The following is a 20,245-nucleotide window of genomic DNA, read 5'->3' as shown; positions in this document are numbered from 1 at the left end:
AAGAAAAGAAACTCTGAACACCGCGGCAGCCAGTGCGATGTCGTGTTTCGGCTGATGCGTGACACACGGACTCCACCTGAGCATGAGCTGCTGGGCGGATATGTAGATGGGCATTAGCTGCGAGGCAGGCGATCTCTGCGGCTATGTGGCACTTTGGTTACCTTGTAACCATGCCAGTACACGCAGGCACCGATTGAGATCATCGTCATGAACTGTGGGCCGCTGCTCGGCCAACCGGCGGCAGACCTCGACGGCTTCGCTGATCGCCGCCAACCCCTCCTCCCGCCGCCCCAACGCACCCAGCCGGATCGCCAGGTTGTTCAGACTCATCGCGAGATCGGGCAGGAACGCCTCGGGCCGCTGCTCGGCCAACCGGCGGTAGACCTCGACGGCTTCGCCGATCGCCGCCAGCCCTTCCTCTCGACGCCCCAACTCACCCAGATCGACCGCCAGGTTGTTCAGGCTGATCGCGAGATAGGGCACGAACGCATCAGGCCGCTGCTCGGCCAACCGGCGGTAGACCTCGACGGCTTCGCTGATCGCCGCCAACCCCTCCTTCCGCCGCCCCAACGCACCCAGCTGAATCGCCAGGTTGTTCAGGCTTGACGCGAGATTGACCAGAAAAGCCTCAGGCCACTGCTTGGCCAACTGGCGCCGGATGTCGACGGCTTCGTTGATTACCTCCAACCCCTCCTCCCACCGCCCCAACGCACCCAACCTGCCCGACAGGTTGTTCAGACTGATTGTGAGATCGGGCAGGAACGTCTCAGGCCGCTGCTCGGCCAACCGGCGGTAGACCTCGACCGCTTCGCTGATCGCCGCCAACCCCTCCTCCCGACGCCCCAACGCACCCAGCCGGTTCGACAGGTTGTTCAAGCTTGACGCGAGATCGGGCAGGAACGTCTCAGGCTGCTGCTTGGCCAACCGGCGCCGGATGTCGACGGCTTCGTTGACTACCTCCAACCCCTCCTCCCGACACCCCAACGCACCCAACCGGACCGCCAGACTATTCAGGCTTAACGCGAGGTCAGAGGGATCTGAGCTCGGGTCTTGTGCCAGAACGGCGCGGTGCCGTGCAACCAGTGTTCGGCCGAGGATCACTGCCGTTTCGGCCAGCACCTGGCTCTGCCGTGGCAATGCCCGCTCCAATTCGGCAAGGACGTCTGCGTCGGCCGTGATATCGCCTACCGCCTGGTCAATTGCTTGTACCAGCGGCCCCGGTGCCTCTACCTGAGTAGCGACCTGGATCGCCGGCACCAGCAGCGTCTCGGCGTGTCTGGTGCACCAGCGGGTAACGGCCTGACTGACACTTTCGCCGAACACAGCATGTGCTGCCGCGCGCGTGCAGACCGTCAGCAGCCGCGTTGCCTCTAGGGGTTGCACAGTCGGTGCCAGTACGTCGACCACGTTGGCCCGGCTGTGATCGAGGGTCAGTCGTCCGATCAGCCTTTCTGCCAATCGATCTGGCTGCAGTCCTTCGAACGTTCCCTGCTCGCCAGCGGGGTAGAGGTGCATGAGCCACCCGCGTACCGCTTCGTGCCGGTCGGTGGGTTGGTCGGCCATGCCCGGTACCCGTGTGAGCACGTCGCCCACTTCCTCAGGTGTAGTTGGCCCCAGCAGCACTGTGGCGGCCACGACGTCGATCAGTGTGGCCGACGTCAGGTTCAGGCCCTGTGACTGTGCGGTGCTCTGCCAGTAGCGGCGTTCGTGGTCCAGCACTCGATCCTCCGGGCCACGCGACCCACCACCAGCACCTGCGGCTTCGGTGGAGGACGACGGGTGGGCGGTGTCGAGCAGGTCCGCCAACGCGCCCATCTGCACCGCCAACACCGTCCGACGCTGATCGCTCATCTGTGGTGGCCGCGCGGACAGGACAGACGCCGGAGTGGCCCAGGGGGTGTCTTGTAGTCCTGGCACCCGGTTCAGTGCCGCCGCGAAAGCGTCAACCGCAGCCTGATACGTCTCCGCACGCGCCGACGCGGTGTCATCCAGCACCGGCAATACCTGTACCTGCGCGGTATCCATCGCATCGCGCACCACATCGTTCGTGGCCGCCAACTGGTCCCACCACCCGCCCGCAGTGCGCGCCAGCAGCAGGACCTTCACCGGCGAACTGTGCCGTCGGCGCGTCAGCGTCTCCAGCAGTGCGACCAGCTGCCCGGTCCGGGTCTCGGCATAGTCGATCACTATCAGCAGAGGCGTCACGGTATCGGCCAGGACAGTTAGTTCCTCTGCTCTGCAAGCGGGGTCGAGCCAGACCACCGCCCAGTCTCTCTCGGCCAGCTGTTCGGCAAACTCATAGGCCAACCGCGTCTTGCCCTGACCGCCCGGACCGTGCACCAATCGCAGCACACCCGCTGCCCCGGCCCACTCGTGCAACTCGGCGAGAGGCTTCTCTCGTCCTCGGAACGGCACCACCGCTCGCCTGGCTGGCAACAGACCTGCCGGTGATCCGAACGCCGCCTGAGGTTGGGACCGTGACTGCGCATCCACCAGTTCCCGCAACTCGATCGCCTCGCACCGCACTCCGGAAAGCCCGACATGCGCCGTCACGACCGCGGTGAAACCAGGATCACGCACCAACACATACGCAGGTACCGCCTCCAAGGCGGCGTGCCGTCGCCCGGCGGGATCCATGGCGATGACCCCGACCAGCAGATCACCGCAGAACAACGCCGCCCCAGACAGCCCGCCCCACGGTGAGGAGCCCTCTGGTGGGTGAGCGGTCAAGTTCATCACGTACCGGTCGCCGACCATTCGGTCCCCGGCGTTCAATGTCCCTGCCTGCTGCGACACCTCGACCGGCTTCCTAGGGCGTTGAACCAGATTGGGAGCACCCCAGCACTCGCACGCGATTCCCGGCCGGTGGGTGACCGAGCGTCCGAACACCACGACACCACCCGGCAACGGTGTCCACTGCGGGTCGTCGATCTGCACCAAGGCCGCATCGTCACGACCAGCCGAAGTGCCGCACCACACAACCTGGCCGGCGAATTGTCCTGTCCGGCCTGGCCGGAACACCGTCACCGATGCGCCCACCGCACCAACCACATGCGCCGAGGACAACACCAGCCGCGGGCCGATCACATATCCCGAGCCCGGCCCGCCGACACCAGCAACCGCAGCAACACGCTCCCACTCCATCCCGCCCTCCGGACAGCCGTCAGCGGCCGACGTATCCCGACACGTCCCCCGGCCCATTCGGGCGGTCCTTCTCGCCGGCCACCAGCAGATCCCCGCCACCAGGGAGACGGGGCGTCAACTGCAGGGTGACGCGATGCTTGCTGGTCCGCGACGCACCCGCCTCAGCGTCAGCGGAGACCACCCACGCCTTGAACCCCGCCTTGACCTTCGTGTCAATCTTCAGCTCAACACTGAATTCCAACTCGATTGGCCCTACCGCAAACTCCACCCCAGCACCGGTGGCGCGTTTCGCAGCCTCCAACAACTCATCCCGCACCGCCGCGACCGCGTCCGCCAACTCAATGTCCATGACACACAGATCGCCGCAAACGCACACTTCGCTACACAGGGCAACTGCAGAAGCTAGCGCTGCCGCTGACGTGCATCACTAGATGAGGCTTTCAGACCAGAGCTTGCTTGCTAAGACTCGATCAACCTTTGAAGTCGAGCTGTGTCTGACAGATTGTTGAGCACGTTAACCGCTCCAGCGGCCTTCAGCTCCTCAACGTCACTGCGTCCACTTGCCACGGCGATCACCTTTACGCCCGCGGTCAAGGCGGCGGCTACGTCCCGCGGAGTGTCGCCGATGAGTACTGTGTCGTCCGAGGCGAACTGCCTGTCGAGTTGCTGGGCCGCACGCTCCCTGGCGATCGCCACCAGCTCTGCTCGGTCGGCGTGGTCGTCGCCGTACGAACTGGTCTCCAGGTCGAGGAACTGTTCCAGTCCAAGAGCCACCAGCTTGATACGCGCGACGGCCCGAAGGTTTCCGGTCAGTACCCCTTGGTGGACAGTCGGTTCAGCCTCCAGTGCTGCCAGAGCTTCCCGCGCTCCCGGTAGCGCTCGGGCTCGTGACGCGAACTCGTCGCGGCCAGCCTCGTAGCTGTCGATGAGCGCGTTCACGAGCTTGCCGATCGCCTCATCGGTCGGCTCGACCCCGTGAAGCTTCAAGGTCTCGGCGATGATGTCCAGCTCGGTCCTGCCGCTCACATCGGCAAGCTGCTGGAAAGGCCGGCCGATCGCCACCGGGACCGCTCGCTCATACATCTCGCGCCCCATACCGCGAGACTGAAGCAACGTGTGGTCGATGTCCCAGAGCACGAGCCGTCGCAGCTCGTTCGGCGCGATCATTCTTCGAGTCTGTCACTCGATTGGGGGCCTCGCTCTGGGGCATAGGATCAGTGCAGGTCAACGCTTCACAGGGGTGAGGATGGACGAACAGCTCGCAGCCGCCATCGGTGAACGAGTGCGTCTGCGCTGTCTCGCGTCGCGCCTGCCGAAAATCGTGATCGCCGGGCTGGCGGGCATCACGCCTGACTACCTCTACCAAATCGAACGCGGCCTTAAGCTCCCCACGGTCGCGGTGCTGAAGCAGCTGGCCGAGGTGCTGAACGTGTCGGCTGACGAGTTGTTGAGCTCCACTTCGACGCGGAAGACGTCGACCAGACCGGAGCCAGCGGGCGACGCGCTGTATCGAGCGTTCACCAGGCCGACGGCATCCGATGCCATACCCGTCGACCTGAAAGCATTGCGCCGCAACGTTTTGGATGCTTGGCAGACCTGGCAGACGTCGGCCACGCGATACAGCCAACTTGCCCCGGAGCTTCCGGCACTCGTGATCCAGACCGAGCAAGCCTTGCGTGACCGCGCGAACGGTTCAGCGGCTGATCAGCGAGAGGTCCAGTGCTACGCTGCTGACCTGTACGCGTTGCTGCGCAGCGTGGCCAAGAGGCTGGGCAGGGTGGACGTCTCGCTACTCGCGGCCGATCGCGCGATCCGTGCCGGCGAGAACGCAGACGACCCGCTGCGGTTGGCGATGGCCCAATGGAACCTCGCTCAGGTACTGCTTGCCGATGGCGAAGCTGAGGGTGCTGAAGACGTCGCGATGCACGCGGCTGAGGCCCTGTCCCCCTGGACGGATAACGACCTCGACGCCGTCGCGCTCCGCGGTGCGCTCCTGCTCGTCGGTTCCATCGCGGCCGCACGTCGAGGAGATGTTTGGCGGGCGCGGGAGCGCGTGCAGACAGTTGAGCCGCTGGCGAAGCAGACCGGTGAACGCAACACGTTGTGGACGGTCTTCGGTCCGACGAACGTCGCGATGCACTCGGTCAGCGTGGAGGTGGAAGCTGGCGCGGCTGCGGATGGGTTGCGGTTGGCCGAACGGATCGACCACGACCGCTCCCCCTCGATCGAACGCCGTGTGGCGTTCCTCCTCGATCAGGCCAAGGGCCAGGTGCAGCGCCGCGACTACGGCAGCGCGTTGGTGATGCTGTCCGCCACTGAACGCGAAGCACCCGAGGATCTGAAGCACCGGCCGGCCGCGCACCAGCTGCTGGGAACGCTCGTGCAACGGGCTCGGCGTTCGGTCGCGACGGAAGCCGCGCGGCTGGCGACGCGGGTTGGCGCACCTCTCTGAGCAGCAGCGCTCCCGGCCTGGCCTAGCCGACAGCTCGGGTTACTGATCAGTAGTCGACCTAGCGTCGCTGCTGTCCGGTGCTCAACAGCTGTCGCGTCGAGGAGTGCTCACCGTGTTGTCGCCCGAGGATGTCGACTTGGTCGCGGGACTTCGCAAAGTCTCGGAACTGATGCCCGGCATCGCGTTCGACATCGTCATGGAGACCCTGACGCCCGAAACCGAGCGTGAGTTCGGCCGGATCCTCGTTGCGCTCGGCGAGACGCTGTCCGACCGTGCCGAGAGACGAGAGCCACCTGAGAGGGCGATAGACGGCCGCGGGACCGCTGACAGCTTGGGGTCCCAGTGACGAGGAACTTCCTCCCATCAATGGCTGAGCGGGCGATCGGCCGCGAACTGCGAAGGTGGCGGAACGAGGCTGGTTTGAGTCTCTCTGTTGCCTGCCAGCGGGCGGGGTTCTCGGCTGCGACGCTTAGTCTGACCGAGAACGCCTTGAAGCCGTTCGACCCGCTGGACATCATGCTGCTCGGGCGCATCTACGAGCTTCCGAACCACGTCTGGAAGCAGACGGCCAAGCTTGCCGAGACCGTCACGAGGGAACGCGCCAGAAGCGCGAACGGACAGCACGGTTTGGTTGAGCTGAACGCGGCCAGGGACCTGGATGACGCGTATCTGGAGGCTGTGACGATCCGCGCCTTCGGTGCAGCCCTGATTCCACGCTTCCTCCAGACACCTGAGTACAGGATCTCTGCCACTGCTCTGGGATGTCCCACCTATCCAGCCGATTACCCGGACCGCACCGCGGCGCTACAGACGCGGTGGACGGACAGCCTGACGGCAACTGGTGGACACGGTCCGGCAGTAGAAGTCCTGCTCAGCAGGCGGGCACTTCGCCAGGTAGTCGGCAACCCGACGATCACGAACGCAGCCCTCCTCCAGCTGGTACGGCTTGCTGAAAGCGAGACCTTCACGGTCCAGCTGACCGACGGCGAGCCTCTGCCGGAAATCTCATACCTCCATCTCGCATTCCCACACCGACAACACGGCGACGCGGTGTACGTGGAGGGCAACGGCAACGCGAGGTACATCGAAGACCCGACCGTGTGCCAACTGGTCAACCAGAGCTTCCGGGCGCTGCAACATGCCGCCCTCAGCCCGGCGCAGTCCATAGAGGCGATCGCCGAGACGGCCAGCACCATGACAGACAGAGGCAACTGAGCATGGATCGAACACCACTCACGCCGCGCAGCTGCGAGCTCGGCGACGAACTCCGAACCCTGCGGGAGCGATTCGCCAGAGGGGCCGAGTTCGCCAAGACGCTCGACTGGGACCCGAGCAAGGTGTCCAATATCGAACGCGGGAAGGTACATCCGACCGACGTCGACCTCGCGCAGTACCTGACGGCGTGCGGCAAAGATCGAAGCTGGATCACCGACTTCATCGGTCGCTACCGGCTAGCTTTTGAGCCGTACTTCGCCCAAGAGCCAACGAACTCCACGACGATCATCTTCGCCGAACGCACCACGACCGCCATTACCGGCTACGGCGGGCCGACGATCCCGGACCTGTTTCGGACCGATGCCTACACCGAGCATGTGCTTCAGCAGACCGGGGCAACCCCGGAGCAGATCCAGTCCGCGGTTCGGTCCCAGCAGGAACGCCGCTGCATTCTGCGAGCGCCAAGGCAGCCGGCATGCGTGTTCTACGTGAACGAAACGACGGTCAGAGCGCAGCTCGGCGACGACCGCACGCGGATGGATCAGCTGGAGCTGCTCAAGCTCATGTCGTGGGCACTTCGCGTCGTTCCCACAGGCAAGGAGCTGTCCTCCTCATCCGGCTTCACGCTCTACGAATATGAGAAGATGCCGGCCACAGTCGTCGTGGATTGCGATGTCGCGAAGGTCTTCGTGCAGGACGATGCGGCCACGTCTCGATGCCGGAGGGTGTTGGCGAGTCTGGACGACACGGCCTTGAATCACTCCGAGTCGAGAGACCTCTTCAGCCAGTTGCTCACAGATGAGTGCGTCGCTGCTATCGCGGTCGCATCGAGTGAGCGTCCAGACGCTTCGTCACGCTGACCTGCACTTAAGCGAGCTCAGGTTCAGCTCTCGCCCCCTTCGGGCACCTAGAAGAGCCTGGCGGGCTAAAAACCGAACCTCTAGCGTGAACGGGGTGCACAACGTGCTTGAAGCAGACATCCCAGACGGACCTTTCAGCTCCGGTCTCGTGTCTGCTGTGCTGAAGGCGGCTTCCGCCCACACGGGAATCGACTCGGCCGATGCGCGCTTGATGCGGCTGGGCGAGAACGCTCTGTTCCATCTCCCGAATTCGTCCGCGGTCGTGCGCATCGCCCGGAAACACGACCACTGGGACGACGCAGTCAAGGAAGTGGCGGTTGCCAACTGGCTCGCTGAAAGTGGCTTGCCCGCCGCGCGGCTGTACGACCTCGATCAGCCGATCTCGGTCTCCGGATACCCGGTGACGTTCTGGCGCTACATCGACGGTCGCAACGGCGGTCGCGGCGACGTCGGCGCCCTGGGCCGCCTGCTGCTGAAGCTGCACCGGACGCCGCGCCCGACAACGTTCGAGTTGCCTGAGCAAGACATCCTTGCGCGTGTTGAGCCCCGGATCGGATCGGCCGGCGTGCCAGACGCTGACAAGCGCTTCCTGCGGAGCAGGGTCGCCGAACTCCGGGACGAGATCAGCGGGCTCGAGTTCCCGCTTGAACCGACGGCGATCCATGGGGACGCACACGTTCAGAACCTGATGATCAGCGATGGAGCGGCGGTCCTGATCGACTTCGAGCGCTTCTCGTGGGGTCAGCCGGAGTGGGACTTGGCCATGACGGCGACTGAGTACCTGTCTGCCGGCTGGTGGACAGCGGACGAGTACCGCGAGTTTTGTGAGGCCTACGGCTACGACGTCACGCGGTGGGACGGTTTCAAGGTCCTGCAAGCCACACACGAGATCAAGATGACCACCTGGATCATGCAAAACGTCGGTGAGTCCGACGAGATCGCTGCCGAGTACGCCACGCGGATCGAGACCATGCGGACTGGGCGTGCCACGGAGCCGTGGCGGCCCTTCTAAGCGATCCGTGTCAGCAGTGCGGCGGTTCCGAGGTCGAGGCCTGGATAGTGCCGAATCACCCGCTCGACGAACAGGCGCGTGCGGTGATCGTTCGTGTGGAGCGCCGCAAGCTGCGCGTGAAAGTCAGTCAGGTAGCGCACGTACCTGCTGGATTGCAGCGGACCAGCGAGGTCTACCGCGTCGATCGCCAGGTCAACGGCTTCCTCCAGGTCGCCGTTCGTGAGCGCACCGGCGGCCGAGACCATGCCGATGAAGGCTCGCGTGCGTGGCGGAGTGTCGTCCGGGGCGATAGCTCGCGCGGCGTAGAGCCGGGCCTTCTCCGACTGCTTGAGATCGCGGAAGCCGTGGGCGGCCTCCCCCGCGAGTTCCTCGGCGTTGAAGTAGCTGATCCACGGCGGCTCGTCGTCAGGGACGTGCTGGCTGAAGTAACGCTCTGCCTCGTGCATCACGCGGGCAAACTCGCGGGCCTGGCCGCTGCTCGCCAGCGCCCTGGCCTCCATCGCGAGGAACATCGCCGTAACCGCCGGCGTGGCCTTGGCGATGGTCGAACCCTGCGCCGCACGTGCGAACTGGACGGCGTCGTTGAAGCGGCCAAGGTAGTTCGCCTGGTGGCTGAGGTTCGCCAACAACCGTCCACCTAGGACAGGATCTTGAGCCTCGCGGGCAAGCCGAAGTCCCTGCACGAAGTACCGCTGCGCTGCTCCGTGGCGGCCTGCGTCGTAGGCGCTCCACCCGAGCAGCTGCGCCACCTCCGCAGCTGCGCTGAACAGGTCGCGCCGCTCCGGCTCGCTGTGAGTGCCTTGCAGAAGCGGGGTGATCTCGGTCTTGAAGTAGAAGAGCAGCATCTTCCGGACATGCCCGCCCCCGTACCGGAAGTCCAGGTCCATCAGGTTTGCTGCCGTCGCACGGATCGCCGATGCCGCTGCTCCCCCGCCTCGGCGCAGCTCGTCAGCATCCGCCACGTGCAGCGAGTCGCCGAACATGTAGCCGGTGATGATGCTCGGCGTCGCCTCCTGCGCCCACTGGGAACGCACAAGGGCGGGCTGATCTTCGAGGTCAGCCGCGGTCAGCTGGCTCATCAGGTCAACGGCGGCGTCTGCGCTCGGCGGGTACTCCGCACCGTGCTCAGTCGCATCGGGGCCAACAGGCTGAAGACCGCCGTTGAAGCCGATCTCCGCGAGGTCGACGCGCCGGCCGAGCTTCGATCCGAGCGCAAGAGCGATGTAGTTCTGAGTCGCCGCCTTTGGACGCGTTCCATCCAGCCAGCGACGAACGGACACATGATCGGCTGAGACCGTCTGACCGTCTCGTTGGGCGAGTTCCCGCACCCGTGCGGCAAGCCCCTTGTTGCTCATGTCGGCTTCCGACATCACCGCAGCTAGGAGCTTGTTCGGTTCGCTGTTTCCGGTCAAATGATCACCGTGTCTGCACGCCGTGCACCTCCCGTGCACCCCTTCCGCGCATCAATGCACCCCCTTGAGCACACTGCAATGCACCCCCTCACCTGCCGTTCTATGTCTACATGAACGGAACACCGGATGAGTTGGAATTCATCAGCCTCAGGCTGCGTCAGTTGCAGTTCGCCATAACGAGGGTCACTGAGAAGGTGGAACAGATCGAGGATCGTCGGCGGCTTCGAGCTGCTCGACACGCTCAGTCAGATGCAAGACCGCCGCCTGCAATTGATCAAGCTGACGAATGACCGTCTCGATCGTGACCGGGCTTCGATCCTCGGCCGGCGGTTCTTGGACGAAGACGCCTACGGCTGGTTGCGAGACCACCCATCCCTCGGTCTCAAGGATCTGCACAGCCTTCTGCGCGGTCCCGAGCGCGACGCCGTGTTGCTCGGCGAGTTTGCGGTGACCGGGTAGCCGAGCGCCCACTTCCAGGGCTCCGGACCGAATGTCCTTCTTCACCGCTTCGACAACCCGCTGGTACGCGGCAAGTCCTGGCTGGTCGCTCACGACGTCAGCCTAACTTCACTGACCCACACTGCTACAGATCACCCGATTGGACTATGCCATTCGATCCATACTGCTCTACATTGGTATGTATCAGTTGCTCATCACCGGAGGTACGACATGGCTCTGAACGACATCCCCGTGATCCTGTCCCACTACAAGCTCCTGATCACCGAAGCGCCCTGCGTGAAGATGCGCGAACTCGACGGTGGCCAGCTCGTGCCCGTGGTCGACCGCAACACGAACGAAGAGCAGTTCGTCGTGGTGCTGTTCGCCAAGGCCCGTCCGACTGAAGGCCGCCGCAAGACGAAGGGCGAGGAGATCCGCGTCAACCTTCCAGGCGACCCCGGCGCGGGGTTCGAGGAAGGCGACTACGTCGAGCTGATCAACCCCGTGATCAACACGTACGAGATGCGCGGGGAGGACGGCAAGATCACCGCCTCCGGTCTGTGGTTCAAGGCGGACGGCCTTACCCCTGCGGCGCGCATCGTGTCCGCTCCCGCGGCTTAGTCCCGCAAGCCCTGCCCGGTAGGCCGGTAGCCCGCTTCGAGTCGGGCCAGGGCACTCACATTTGTTCTTTGAGAATTACACAGTGAGTCGAACCATGCCTAAATCCGGAGCACTTCACGTGCTCCGGGAGATTGGGTGAATCCAGGTACGCCTTCGTTCCTGGATTTGCCGTGCCTCCTGAAAGGAGTTTCAGCATGGATGAGCGCTCGTACCCGATCGAACTTACTGATCCGGACGGCGATGACCCGCGCTTCACGTTCGGCCTCGTTCATGAGGTCGGGGAAGTCCTTATGAAGCACGGCTTTCCGGGCGTCGGCGAGAGCTGGCGCGATCACCTGGAGTTGCAGCAAGCGTTGTACCGCTTCATCTACGTCGGCGACTTGAGGACTGAGAGGTTGGCCAGTTGATCCAAGAGATGTTGAACGACCGTGCCCAACAGCGGTACGGCTCGTTCGTCGGCGCGATGGACTTCGTTGAGGAGTTGTTGGTGCCGCTGGAAAAGCTCATCAACCGGATGAGCGTGAAGCCCGGCAAGGCCGGTGGCTGGCGGGTCGCGACGCCCGACGAACTCAAGGGCTACCTGCGGACCGCGCGGAACGACCTCAGTGCGCTGCGGGAGCAGGCCAAGCGGCACGAGATCAATTTGAAGGCCAAAGAGTGGGGAGCCTGATCGATGTCTCACCAGCTCGACAATGCCGTGTCCAACCTGGACCAGGCGATGAAGCAGCTCCGCACGGCAATGGACGGCATCCCCGTTCGCCGTGAGGGCTTCACGGACCTGCGACGCCGGTTCGTCCGCTCGGTCAGCGTCCTGACCACGGAAGCGTCCTACGCCCGCGGGCAACTGCCCAACAACTGAATCCGCACTGATCAACGCGGCGGCCGATCTTCGACACGTTCGAGGGTCGGCCGTCGCGCTTCCTCTGAGGAGTACTGCAATGGGTTGGAAGTGGAACGCAAGCAAGCGCGTCGTGGCCGCCGAGTTCCGCGCGGCACGATGGCTGGCCAGGAACCCGGAATGGATGCTCGCCCCGTCCGCCGTCGCGGCCGGCGCCTGCACGCTTGGCCCGACCGTCACGGGCTACGTCCTCGGCGGCGCAGCTGGCGCGACCGGGCTTTGGTACCGGGGTCACCCGGACTCGTTCGACACCTTGGCCGCTCCGACGCTGCGGGCGTGGCAGCGGCGGTGGTTCGGGGCCTACGTCGGTGGGCGCTGGCGGGACCTGATGGACGTGCACAAGCTGACAACCGAGCACCGCCGGAAGAAGGTCACGAACTATCCGCGCGTGGTGCGCGTCCGGTCGTACTCGCCGTCGATCGACACCGTGTTGGTGAAGCTCGCGAAGGGCCAGTCACCGATGCACTTCGCCCGGCAAGCCGAAGAGCTGGCGCACGCGATCGAGGCTGAGCGGGTCGCTATCGAGCTGGTGAAGCCCGGCTACGTGGCGCTCGTCGTCCAGAGAAACGAACCGTTCACGGAGATCATCCCGGCGCCGGACATGCCCGAGCACTCCGAAGATGTGGACCTGCGGGCGGTGCTGCTGGGTGAGGACGAGTACGGCGGCGACTGGACCGAACCCGTGCAGGGCACGCACACCCTGACGGCAGGCGGAACCGGGTCGGGCAAGAACTCGCTGGCGTTCGCCAAGCTGCGCTCGATGGCCCCGCTGATCAGGGACGGCATCGTCCGCCTGTGGGTGTGCGACCCAAAGTACCTGGAGTTCGCGGCCATCAAAACAATCACGGAGAACCGCTACGCCGATGACGCGGGCGATTGCCTGGAGCTGATCGAGATGTGGGTCGACGACATGGAGCGCACCCAGAAGCGGATGCAACGGGCTGGGCTCCGGTCGGTCCAGCCTTCGCGTGAGTGCCCGCTCAACCTGCTGATCGTGGACGAGATCGGGTCGTTGGTCGCCTACCGGCCTGAGTACGCCCGGCAGATCACGGCCCTGCTGGCTCGGGGTACTTCGATGGGACGCGCAACCCTTCACGTCGCGGACGCCTACATCCAGGAACCGGACAAGGACACGCTGTCGATCCGGGACCTGTTCCCCAACCGCATCTGCCTGCGCACCACGTCACCGACGCACCCGGACATGGTGCTGGGTGAGGGCGCACGCGAACGAGGTGCGATCGCCGACCAGATTCCCGCGATTCCTGAAACGGCCGGCATCGGCTACCGCACTGACGAACGCTCACGCGTTCCCCGCCGGGTCCGCGCGGCGTACACGACAGACGAGAACATCCGCGAACTCGTGGAATTCGTCCGCGACGGTCAGACCGGCTCTCTTCGCTCGATCGCCTGACCTTCCTTCACCCCAACACTTATCGCCACTAATCGTGGAGGCCTTGCCATGCCCGAAAACAACGCTCCTCGCCGCCTTGACGGCCTGCTCCGCTCGATCCGCGGCCACATCCGCACGCTCGACCTGCCCCGGCCGGATCGCCTGGTCATCTCTACCCCGTCCGGCTCGGTGCACGCCGAATTCACCTCCGGCACCGCACCCGATCGGCTGGCATGCCTGCTGGTCTGGGCGGCCTCGCTGCACGGGGTCGAGTTGACCTGGACCCTCCAGGCCGCTGGAACCCTCTCCGTCGCGGCGACCGGCCGCACAGCTTCCGGGGTCATGCTCGGGCTCGCTGCGTCGGCCTCGGTGGTCGAACTGGGCGGCAAGGTCAAGTCGGGCTCGGGGGCGGTGCTCGCCAAGGCCTTCCGACTGGCCGTATGCGCGCCGGAACAGGTCACCTTCGATGAAGTCGCCCAGGTCGTCCAGGCCGCGCGAAAGTCCGCACCTCGGCTGGCGGTGGCGGCATGAGGAACAACGACGCTGAAGCCTTCGGCTACCGGGTGTTGATGCGGGTCCTGTTCGGACCGACTGACGGACCACCTGCCTGGCGTGAACGGGCTGCCTGTGCGGGCTCCGACCCGAGCCTCTTCGACACCGCCGGCCGAATCGCCGCCGCGAAGAAGGTGTGCGCGTCCTGCCCGGTCATCGACGAGTGCCGCCAGGACCAACTCGACTGGGAAGCCACCAGCCCCCGATTCCGGGCCAATGCCTCCGGCGTCGTCGGCGGCCTCACCGGTGCTGATCGGCGCCGCATCCACCACCTCGCTAGGAATGCAAAGGACGTGGCCTAATGAAGCTCGTACTCGCCGTACCGGTGAACCTCCGCGGCTTCGTCCGCCTCGCGCACATGGCAACCGCCGCCGTGACCTCCTTGGTCTGCATGTACCTGCTGTTCGGCATCGTCGGGTGCCTGGTGCTCGCTGCCGAACTGCTGTGGCTGGCGTGTCTGCTCCTTAAGGCAGCTCACGGGGAGTAGGTGGCCAGGTGTCGGAGAAGTCCAATCACAGCAACGAAACCGAGTCCAACGAATCGCGCGAGACGCGAACCGTTCGACGGCTGCGGGCACAACTCGATGAGGCGCAGGACATCCACCAGCTCACCGCGAACCCGTTGCTGGCGGCCGTGCAGGCGGACCGGTTCCGCGTGTCGGTGACGCGCTCCATGTGGTGCTTCCTGACCTGTGGCCTCGGCTTCACTGCGACTGGTGTTCAAGCTTTTCTCGCCGGGCACCTCGGGCCGTCTGACCCGATGTGGTGGGGCGCGTGGCTCGTGGAACCGGCCTTCGCCGGAATCCTGATCACGCTCCTGCGGTGGGAAGCGCAGATGCTCGCTCACGGCCTGGCGGTCGATGACCGGCCGGTCAAGTGGCTCAAGCGGGTGCTGCTCGGTGCAACGCTGATCACCAACGTGTGGTCGTCGCTGCGGCCTCCGGACGGACAGATCAACGTCGGGATGGTGTTCCTGCATCTCGTGATCCCGCTCGTGGTGTTCCTGCTTGCCGAAGTCATGCCGGTGATCCAGGCACGCTGCAACGCCGCCCGTGACAAGGCGGCTGAGGTCGTTCCTGCGCCGACGTCCACCGCGCCGAGCGCAGTCACTCCGGCGGCACCCACTCGAACCGCGCTGAGGCTTCCCGGACACCTGCAAGGTGCACTGGATGCCAAGGCGAACGAGGTTCACGCGGAGGGTCGATCCCTAACCGCACAGGACATCCAAGACGCGCTCAACGTGCCCGAGGAGTACGCCGCGCGGCTCGCTGCGCAACTCGCAGCCTGACCCATCTCAACCACGCGGGGCATGACCAGAACACCGGTCATGCCCTGCCTTTTTCTTTTCCCGCAGAGAAAGGAGGGCCACCGTGCTCACTCTGGAAGACCGCATCACCGCGCGAGTCAAGGCGGTCGACTTCCGGGCATGGCGAGACCGGGTGACCGCGATTGGCGGCTGTGCCGCGCCCATCCGGTTGTCCGGCGCCTTCCAACTCCAGGACCTCAGTGGCGGACTGATCGAGCACTTCGGCGGGGACGTCATGGTTCCGTGCGGCAACCGCCGGGAGTCGGTCTGCCCGGCCTGCTCCGACCGATACGCGGCCGACGCCTACCACCTGATGCACGCGGGCCTGGCCGGTGGCTCCAAAGGCGTTCCTGAGACGGTGTCTGAGAAGCCGCGCGTGTTCGCGACGCTCACCGCACCATCGTTCGGTCCGGTCCACAACCGCCCGTCCAACTCGACCGGCAAGATCCGGCCCTGTACCGGCTGCGGGGAATGGCATCACGGCGACGATCCGCGCATCGGCGGTGCTGTCGACCCCGGCACCTACGACTATGAAGGCGCGGTGCTCTGGCAAGCACACGCCGGGAAGCTGTGGCACCGGTTCACGATCGCGCTGCGCCGCAAGCTCGCTGGCGCGGCCGGCCTGAAGGTCTCCGAGTTCAAAGACCATGCCCGGCTCTCGTACGCCAAGGTCGCCGAATATCAGCGGCGCGGCCTCGTCCACTTCCACGCCGTCGTTCGTGTTGACGGTCCTGACGGGCCGCACGACCCCACTCCGGTGTGGGCCACAGCCGAACTGCTCGGCGACTGCATCAAGGCGGCGGCTCGGGCGGTGCGGATCGACACCACGCGGCCGGACGGCTCGGCGCTACGCCTGCTGTGGGGCGAACAGGTCGACACCAAGGGAATCCGCGGCTCCCAGGTGGAGGACGAGTTCGGGGAGATCAGCGAGGCTCGGTTGGCGGGCTACGTCGCCAAGTACGCCACCAAGGGCACGGGTGCGAAGGACACGGCGGACCGGCCGATCCGCTCCCAGCTGGACATCGACATCCTCCAGATCTCCGAGCACCACCGACGGATGGTGCAGACGGCCTGGTACCTCGGCGGCCTGGCCGACTTTGAGGAACTGAACCTCCGGAAGTGGGCGCACATGCTCGGGTTCCGCGGGCACTTCCTCACGAAGTCCAAGCACTACTCGACCACGTTCCGCGCCATCCGTGAGGAGCGCCGGACGTTCCGGACGCTCGAAATGTTCGAGCGCCTCGAACTCGATCCCGCGGCCGTGGCCGTCGTCAACGACTGGCAGTACGCCGGATCCGGCTACGACAACGACGCGGAACGCGAACTCGCGGCCGGCATCGCCGAACGAGTCCGCGCTCAACGACTGCGCAAGTACGAACAGGAGGGGAAGAACCATGTCCGAGCTGCCTAACCCAGACGAAGACCTGATGACCGTGGCCGTGGTCTGCAAGCTGCTGAAGATCAGCCCGGACACGTTCTACCGGTGGCGGCAGCTCGGCAAGGCCCCTGTGGCTTTCCTGCTGCCCAACGGGTCTCTCCGCGTTGCGATGTCGGACTACCGGGCCTGGCTCGGTGAGCGGAGGAGTGAGGCCGCATGAAGCCGACGTTCAAGGTCCGGTTCTGGGCCATCCAGCACAAGAAGACGCGACGGCGGCCCTACGGCGTCCGGTGGGTCACTGAGGGCCAGGAGCACTCCGAGTGGTTCACGCTCAAGACACAGGCGGACAACCGGCGCTCGGACTTGATGCAGGCCGCTCGCCGGGGTGAGCCGTTCGATGTCGTCTCCGGCCTACCTGAGTCGGAGTACCGGCAGCGCAACGCGAAGTCACTTCTCGTCCTGGTCCAGGCCTACATCGATCACCACTGGCAGCACTCGGCGCCGAACACCCGGCGGCGCCACGTCGACACGATGGCCGTCGCGGTCGCTGCCTACGTTCTGCCGGACAAGTCGGCTCCTGACGAGAGGCTGCTTCGGCTGGTCCTCACGACCTGCCTGCTGCCAGCGAATCGGCGGGAGCGTGAGTTGTCTCCTGAGGAAGAGAAGGCCGCGCGGTGGATTGAGCGGGCGTCGCGTCCGGCTCGGGAGCTGGCGGACAAGATCGAGGCGGAGAAGCTGTTGCAGGCGCTGTCTCGAAACCTCGGCAGCAAGACGGCGGCGTCCTGGACCACCCGCACGCGTCGGGGTGTTCTACATCACGTCCTGAACTTCGGGATCGACACCGGGGCGCTCGACGTCAACCCGCTCCCGCGGACCAAGGTCGCCATTGAACGGGGCAACAGCGAGGTTGATCCGCGCGTGGTGCTCAACCCGATGCAGGCTCGTCAGGTGCTCGCCGCGCTGACCTACGCGGGCACGAGCACCGGTCAGTACGACTACCTGCACGCGTTCTTCGCGACGATGTACTACGGCGCACTGCGGCCGGCCGAGGTCAACCGGCTGCGGGAGCAGGACTGCAAGCTGCCTGAATCCGGCTGGGGCGAGCTGCTGTTGGAGAAGTCCGCATCACGTGCGAACGCCCGGTACACGGACTCCGGCGAGACCTGGGAGGTTCGGAACCTCAAGCGGCGGGCTCAAGGCTCGATCCGGCGAGTTCCGATCCCTCCTGCGCTGGTGCAGCTCCTTCGCTCGCACATCGAGCGGTTCGGCGTGACGGAGGACGGGCGGCTGTTCCGCGGAACGATCAGCGGCGGGCCGATCAACGCCACGGTCTACACGGATGCCTGGGACCGGGCTCGCAAACTCGGGCTGAGTCCGGAGCAGTACGCCTCCCCGTTGGGTGAGGACCCGTACGACCTTCGGCACGCTGCGGTGTCGACCTGGTTGGCGGCTGGCGTTCCCGCGGCTGAGGTCGCTGAGCGGGCGGGGCACACGGTCGAAGTGCTGCTGAAGGTCTACGCGCGAGTGCTGGACGGCCAGTTGGGCACCTCGAACGACAAGATCGACGGCACGTTGAGGGAGCCTGTCGCCCGGACTCAATCGGAGACGGACTGGGAGCAGTTGGAAGCCTGGCTGGGCCTGTCCAAGGACGAACGGCGGATGCTGCGCGACTTGGCACACCGCGCGCCGGAGCGGTTCAAGCACCTGATCCCGGACTGGGACGAGGGCGACGACGGCATTGCCGGGCTGATCGCCGGGCGCTAGCGGTATGGTGTTCGCACAGTTCAGAAGGCCCTCGGTGATGATCGCCGGGGGCCTTTTCTGTCCCGCGGAGCGTGACAACAGCCGTCGTTCAGGCCGAGGATGTCGCAGCTCACGCCCCCAGGCGTGCTCTCTATGATGATCCGGTCAAGGACCACAGCAGGAGGGGAGGCCAGTGAGCAACCTCGGCGTACAGCTCCGAATCTTGGCCACTGCTCCCTCTTGCCTGCTGAACCGGCTCGTGGATGAGTGGATCTCCGCCAGCGAGGTCAAGATCCTCAAAAAAAAGTCCATCAAATCGCGATTGGTCTAGCTAGTGATTTTGAGTCCGTCCACCAGAGCGGATCGAATCACATCCCCATCCGCCCGTAAGCGTTGGGTGAACAGCTTTCACCGACACGCATTGGTCTACTCGATGATGGCTTCTCCAACCGGCCGGCGCGGGTCTGTATCGGACCTGTTGGAACCGCCTCAGGCGAGCCCTGGTAGGGCCTGAATCCTGAGCATTACCGCTCATCGCTCGGCAAAGACCCGTGCGACATGCAGCCGTCTCGACCTGGCTCACGGTGGCGTGGCGTTCCCGCGGCTGAGGGCGAGGAGCGGGCGTGCCACACGGCCGACGTCCTGTTGAAGATCTATGCGTAGGTGCTCGACGGACAGCGGACAGGCCCAACGACAAGATGGACGGAACGTTGGACGAGTAAGAGGTAGAGTGTTCGTGCAGGTCAGAAGGCCCCCGGTGATCATCGCCGGGGGCCTTTTCTGTCCCGTGACTGTCCCGTGGAGCGTGACAACAGCCGTCGTTCGGTGCCGGTCAGTGACGGACGCCGTTAAGCCCGAAAAACAGATCAGCGCTGGTCAGGACCCATTTCGGGGTTCCAACCAGCGCAGATCCAGATGGCTGCGTGGGCGAGGTCTAGCCGCGCAGTTCCATCGTGCAGCACTTCGGGCCGCCGCCCGACTTGCGCAACTCCGAGATGTCCACGAACACGGGCTCGAACCCGCGACGAGCCACCTGCTCGGCCAGATGAACGGCCTCCACAGGCATCACAACGTGCTTGCCGTCCGAAACGGCGTTGAGACCCAGGCAAACGGCGTCGTCGTCGTTGGCGATCACAGCGTCCGGGAACAGGCGCCTCAAAACCTGCTGCGAACCGGGAGAGAACGCCTCCGGGTAGTAGGCGACCAGAGGCGAGGAAGACTGGTCGTCGAGCATGAACAGGGCCACGTCGAGGTGGTAGAAGCGCGGGTCCACGAGCTGCAGGGACACCACGGGGACGCCCAGCACCTCCTGGGCCTCGGAGTGCGCCCCGGGGTCCGTGCGGAAGCCCGTGCCGGCCAGCAGCAGCGAGCCGGTCCACGTGAAGTCGCCCTCGGCCTCGTTCACGGCGGTGGGCATGACGACGGACTTGTAGCCCGCGCCCAGGAACCAGCGGCGGAAGTGGTCCGCCTCGGCCGAGCGCTGGGCGGCGCGGAAGCGGGAGCCCAGGACCCTGCCGTCGATGACGGTGCCGCTGTTGGCTGAGAAGACCATGTCCGGCAGGCCGGGCACGGGCTCGATCACCTGGACGTCGTGTCCCAGGCGCTCGTAGGTCTCCTTCAGGGCGGTCCACTGCTCCACGGCCAGCGTCGTGCTGGTGGGCTGGGTGGGGTCCATCCACGGGTTGATGGCGTACTCCACCGTGAAGTACGTCGGCGGGCACATCAGGTACCGACGGGTGGTCGGCACGCGCGTCGGCGCGAGGGGCTGCGCGATGTCGAGCGTGATCGGCTCGCCGGGCCCGGAGATGGAGACGGTCATGGATCG

23 protein-coding genes are annotated in these 20,245 nt (G+C 65.3%); 17 read left to right on the top strand and 6 right to left on the bottom strand.

Annotated elements, in window-relative coordinates; genetic code table 11:
* Positions 1-141: 141 nt before the first annotated feature.
* The 3 genes from ND450_RS35385 to ND450_RS35375 all read right to left on the bottom strand — a co-directional run bounded on the left by ND450_RS35385 (position 142) and on the right by ND450_RS35375 (position 4,311).
* Positions 142-3,144 carry a tetratricopeptide repeat protein gene (locus tag ND450_RS35385; protein ID WP_253322603.1) on the bottom strand — a complete coding sequence of 1,001 codons (3,003 nt, stop codon included), beginning with the start codon at positions 3,142-3,144 and terminating at the stop codon, positions 142-144.
* Positions 3,145-3,163: 19 nt separating this feature from the next.
* Complete coding sequence (locus tag ND450_RS35380) at positions 3,164-3,493, bottom strand: trypco2 family protein (protein ID WP_253322602.1); 330 nt, start codon at positions 3,491-3,493, stop codon at positions 3,164-3,166.
* A 110-nt stretch (positions 3,494-3,603) separates the two neighbouring features.
* Complete coding sequence (locus ND450_RS35375) at positions 3,604-4,311, bottom strand: haloacid dehalogenase-like hydrolase (RefSeq protein ID WP_253322601.1); 708 nt, start codon at positions 4,309-4,311, stop codon at positions 3,604-3,606.
* Between the two features lie 79 nt (positions 4,312-4,390).
* Between ND450_RS35375 and ND450_RS35370 the strand changes: the two genes are divergently transcribed.
* The 5 genes from ND450_RS35370 (at position 4,391) to ND450_RS35350 (ending at position 8,683) form a co-directional block, all read left to right on the top strand.
* Complete coding sequence (locus tag ND450_RS35370) at positions 4,391-5,596, top strand: helix-turn-helix domain-containing protein (RefSeq protein ID WP_253322600.1); 1,206 nt, start codon at positions 4,391-4,393, stop codon at positions 5,594-5,596.
* Between the two features lie 103 nt (positions 5,597-5,699).
* Complete coding sequence (locus tag ND450_RS35365) at positions 5,700-5,942, top strand: hypothetical protein (protein WP_253322599.1); 243 nt, start codon at positions 5,700-5,702, stop codon at positions 5,940-5,942.
* The gene (locus ND450_RS35360) at positions 5,939-6,811 is read left to right on the top strand and encodes a Scr1 family TA system antitoxin-like transcriptional regulator (RefSeq protein ID WP_253322598.1); all 873 of its coding nucleotides are present in this window, start codon (positions 5,939-5,941) and stop codon (positions 6,809-6,811) included. The genes ND450_RS35365 and ND450_RS35360 overlap by 4 nt, the downstream gene beginning before the upstream one ends.
* Positions 6,812-6,813: 2 nt before the next feature.
* Positions 6,814-7,671 (top strand): helix-turn-helix transcriptional regulator, encoded by an 858-nt coding sequence (locus ND450_RS35355; RefSeq protein ID WP_253322597.1) that lies wholly within the window; start codon positions 6,814-6,816, stop codon positions 7,669-7,671.
* Between the two features lie 94 nt (positions 7,672-7,765).
* Positions 7,766-8,683 (top strand): phosphotransferase family protein, encoded by a 918-nt coding sequence (locus tag ND450_RS35350; RefSeq protein ID WP_253322596.1) that lies wholly within the window; start codon positions 7,766-7,768, stop codon positions 8,681-8,683.
* Here ND450_RS35350 and ND450_RS35345 read toward each other — a convergent pair.
* Complete coding sequence (locus ND450_RS35345) at positions 8,680-10,095, bottom strand: hypothetical protein (RefSeq protein WP_253322595.1); 1,416 nt, start codon at positions 10,093-10,095, stop codon at positions 8,680-8,682. The two genes, ND450_RS35350 and ND450_RS35345, sit on opposite strands and share 4 nt — an antisense overlap.
* A 183-nt stretch (positions 10,096-10,278) precedes the next feature.
* A complete protein-coding gene (locus ND450_RS35340) occupies positions 10,279-10,647 on the bottom strand; it encodes a GntR family transcriptional regulator (RefSeq protein WP_253322594.1) in 369 nt (122 codons plus the stop codon).
* Between the two features lie 117 nt (positions 10,648-10,764).
* Here ND450_RS35340 and ND450_RS35335 point away from each other — a divergent pair, with 117 nt between their 5' ends.
* The 12 genes from ND450_RS35335 (at position 10,765) to ND450_RS35280 (ending at position 18,441) form a co-directional block, all read left to right on the top strand.
* Complete coding sequence (locus tag ND450_RS35335) at positions 10,765-11,154, top strand: hypothetical protein (protein WP_253322593.1); 390 nt, start codon at positions 10,765-10,767, stop codon at positions 11,152-11,154.
* Between the two features lie 194 nt (positions 11,155-11,348).
* Positions 11,349-11,561 carry a hypothetical protein gene (locus ND450_RS35330; RefSeq protein WP_253322592.1) on the top strand — a complete coding sequence of 71 codons (213 nt, stop codon included), beginning with the start codon at positions 11,349-11,351 and terminating at the stop codon, positions 11,559-11,561.
* Complete coding sequence (locus ND450_RS35325) at positions 11,558-11,824, top strand: hypothetical protein (protein ID WP_253322591.1); 267 nt, start codon at positions 11,558-11,560, stop codon at positions 11,822-11,824. Before ND450_RS35330 ends, ND450_RS35325 begins: the two co-directional genes overlap by 4 nt.
* Before the next feature lie 3 nt (positions 11,825-11,827).
* Entirely contained in the window at positions 11,828-12,013 is a 186-nt protein-coding gene (locus ND450_RS35320; RefSeq protein WP_253322590.1) for a hypothetical protein, read from the top strand.
* Between the two features lie 79 nt (positions 12,014-12,092).
* A complete protein-coding gene (locus tag ND450_RS35315; RefSeq protein ID WP_253322589.1) occupies positions 12,093-13,463 on the top strand; it encodes an FtsK/SpoIIIE domain-containing protein in 1,371 nt (456 codons plus the stop codon).
* 48 nt (positions 13,464-13,511) lie between these two features.
* Positions 13,512-13,973, top strand: coding sequence for a hypothetical protein (locus ND450_RS35310; RefSeq protein ID WP_253322588.1), 462 nt, complete (start codon positions 13,512-13,514; stop codon positions 13,971-13,973).
* Positions 13,970-14,296, top strand: a complete 327-nt coding sequence (locus tag ND450_RS35305) for a WhiB family transcriptional regulator (protein ID WP_253322587.1) — start codon at positions 13,970-13,972, stop codon at positions 14,294-14,296. The genes ND450_RS35310 and ND450_RS35305 overlap by 4 nt, the downstream gene beginning before the upstream one ends.
* Positions 14,296-14,481: a hypothetical protein gene (locus ND450_RS35300; protein WP_253322586.1), complete on the top strand. Its 186-nt coding sequence runs from the start codon at positions 14,296-14,298 to the stop codon at positions 14,479-14,481. The genes ND450_RS35305 and ND450_RS35300 overlap by 1 nt, the downstream gene beginning before the upstream one ends.
* Before the next feature lie 8 nt (positions 14,482-14,489).
* Positions 14,490-15,281, top strand: coding sequence for a hypothetical protein (locus ND450_RS35295; RefSeq protein ID WP_253322585.1), 792 nt, complete (start codon positions 14,490-14,492; stop codon positions 15,279-15,281).
* Between the two features lie 82 nt (positions 15,282-15,363).
* On the top strand, positions 15,364-16,710 hold the full coding sequence (locus tag ND450_RS35290; RefSeq protein ID WP_253322584.1) for a replication initiator: 1,347 nt from the start codon (positions 15,364-15,366) through the stop codon (positions 16,708-16,710).
* Positions 16,694-16,897 (top strand): AlpA family transcriptional regulator, encoded by a 204-nt coding sequence (locus ND450_RS35285; RefSeq protein WP_253322583.1) that lies wholly within the window; start codon positions 16,694-16,696, stop codon positions 16,895-16,897. Before ND450_RS35290 ends, ND450_RS35285 begins: the two co-directional genes overlap by 17 nt.
* Entirely contained in the window at positions 16,894-18,441 is a 1,548-nt protein-coding gene (locus ND450_RS35280) for a tyrosine-type recombinase/integrase (protein ID WP_253322582.1), read from the top strand. Before ND450_RS35285 ends, ND450_RS35280 begins: the two co-directional genes overlap by 4 nt.
* A gap of 913 nt (positions 18,442-19,354) precedes the next feature.
* Here the strand turns inward: ND450_RS35280 and ddaH are convergent.
* The gene (gene ddaH / locus ND450_RS35275) at positions 19,355-20,239 is read right to left on the bottom strand and encodes a dimethylargininase (protein ID WP_371927492.1); all 885 of its coding nucleotides are present in this window, start codon (positions 20,237-20,239) and stop codon (positions 19,355-19,357) included.
* Between the last annotated feature and the right edge of the window lie 6 nt (positions 20,240-20,245).

The organism is Lentzea sp. HUAS12 (genome assembly GCF_024125735.1).
Classification (GTDB): domain Bacteria; phylum Actinomycetota; class Actinomycetes; order Mycobacteriales; family Pseudonocardiaceae; genus Lentzea; species Lentzea albida.
Note: the sequence above shows the minus strand (reverse complement) of the source record. Positions and strands in the feature narration are given on the sequence as shown.

Bases quoted from the DNA above. Each gene is read 5' to 3' on its own strand.
- ND450_RS35370 (WP_253322600.1), top strand. From the start codon at position 4,391: ATGGACGAACAGCTCGCAGCCGCCATCGGTGAACGAGTGCGTCTGCGC.
- ND450_RS35320 (WP_253322590.1), top strand. From the start codon at position 11,828: ATGTCTCACCAGCTCGACAATGCCGTGTCCAACCTGGACCAGGCGATG.
- ND450_RS35375 (WP_253322601.1), bottom strand. From the start codon at position 4,311: ATGATCGCGCCGAACGAGCTGCGACGGCTCGTGCTCTGGGACATCGAC.
- ND450_RS35315 (WP_253322589.1), top strand. From the start codon at position 12,093: ATGGGTTGGAAGTGGAACGCAAGCAAGCGCGTCGTGGCCGCCGAGTTC.
- ND450_RS35310 (WP_253322588.1), top strand. From the start codon at position 13,512: ATGCCCGAAAACAACGCTCCTCGCCGCCTTGACGGCCTGCTCCGCTCG.
- ND450_RS35285 (WP_253322583.1), top strand. From the start codon at position 16,694: ATGTCCGAGCTGCCTAACCCAGACGAAGACCTGATGACCGTGGCCGTG.
- ND450_RS35385 (WP_253322603.1), bottom strand. From the start codon at position 3,144: ATGGAGTGGGAGCGTGTTGCTGCGGTTGCTGGTGTCGGCGGGCCGGGC.
- ddaH (WP_371927492.1), bottom strand. From the start codon at position 20,239: ATGACCGTCTCCATCTCCGGGCCCGGCGAGCCGATCACGCTCGACATC.
- ND450_RS35355 (WP_253322597.1), top strand. From the start codon at position 6,814: ATGGATCGAACACCACTCACGCCGCGCAGCTGCGAGCTCGGCGACGAA.
- ND450_RS35330 (WP_253322592.1), top strand. From the start codon at position 11,349: ATGGATGAGCGCTCGTACCCGATCGAACTTACTGATCCGGACGGCGAT.
- ND450_RS35280 (WP_253322582.1), top strand. From the start codon at position 16,894: ATGAAGCCGACGTTCAAGGTCCGGTTCTGGGCCATCCAGCACAAGAAG.
- ND450_RS35335 (WP_253322593.1), top strand. From the start codon at position 10,765: ATGGCTCTGAACGACATCCCCGTGATCCTGTCCCACTACAAGCTCCTG.
- ND450_RS35380 (WP_253322602.1), bottom strand. From the start codon at position 3,493: ATGGACATTGAGTTGGCGGACGCGGTCGCGGCGGTGCGGGATGAGTTG.
- ND450_RS35305 (WP_253322587.1), top strand. From the start codon at position 13,970: ATGAGGAACAACGACGCTGAAGCCTTCGGCTACCGGGTGTTGATGCGG.
- ND450_RS35300 (WP_253322586.1), top strand. From the start codon at position 14,296: ATGAAGCTCGTACTCGCCGTACCGGTGAACCTCCGCGGCTTCGTCCGC.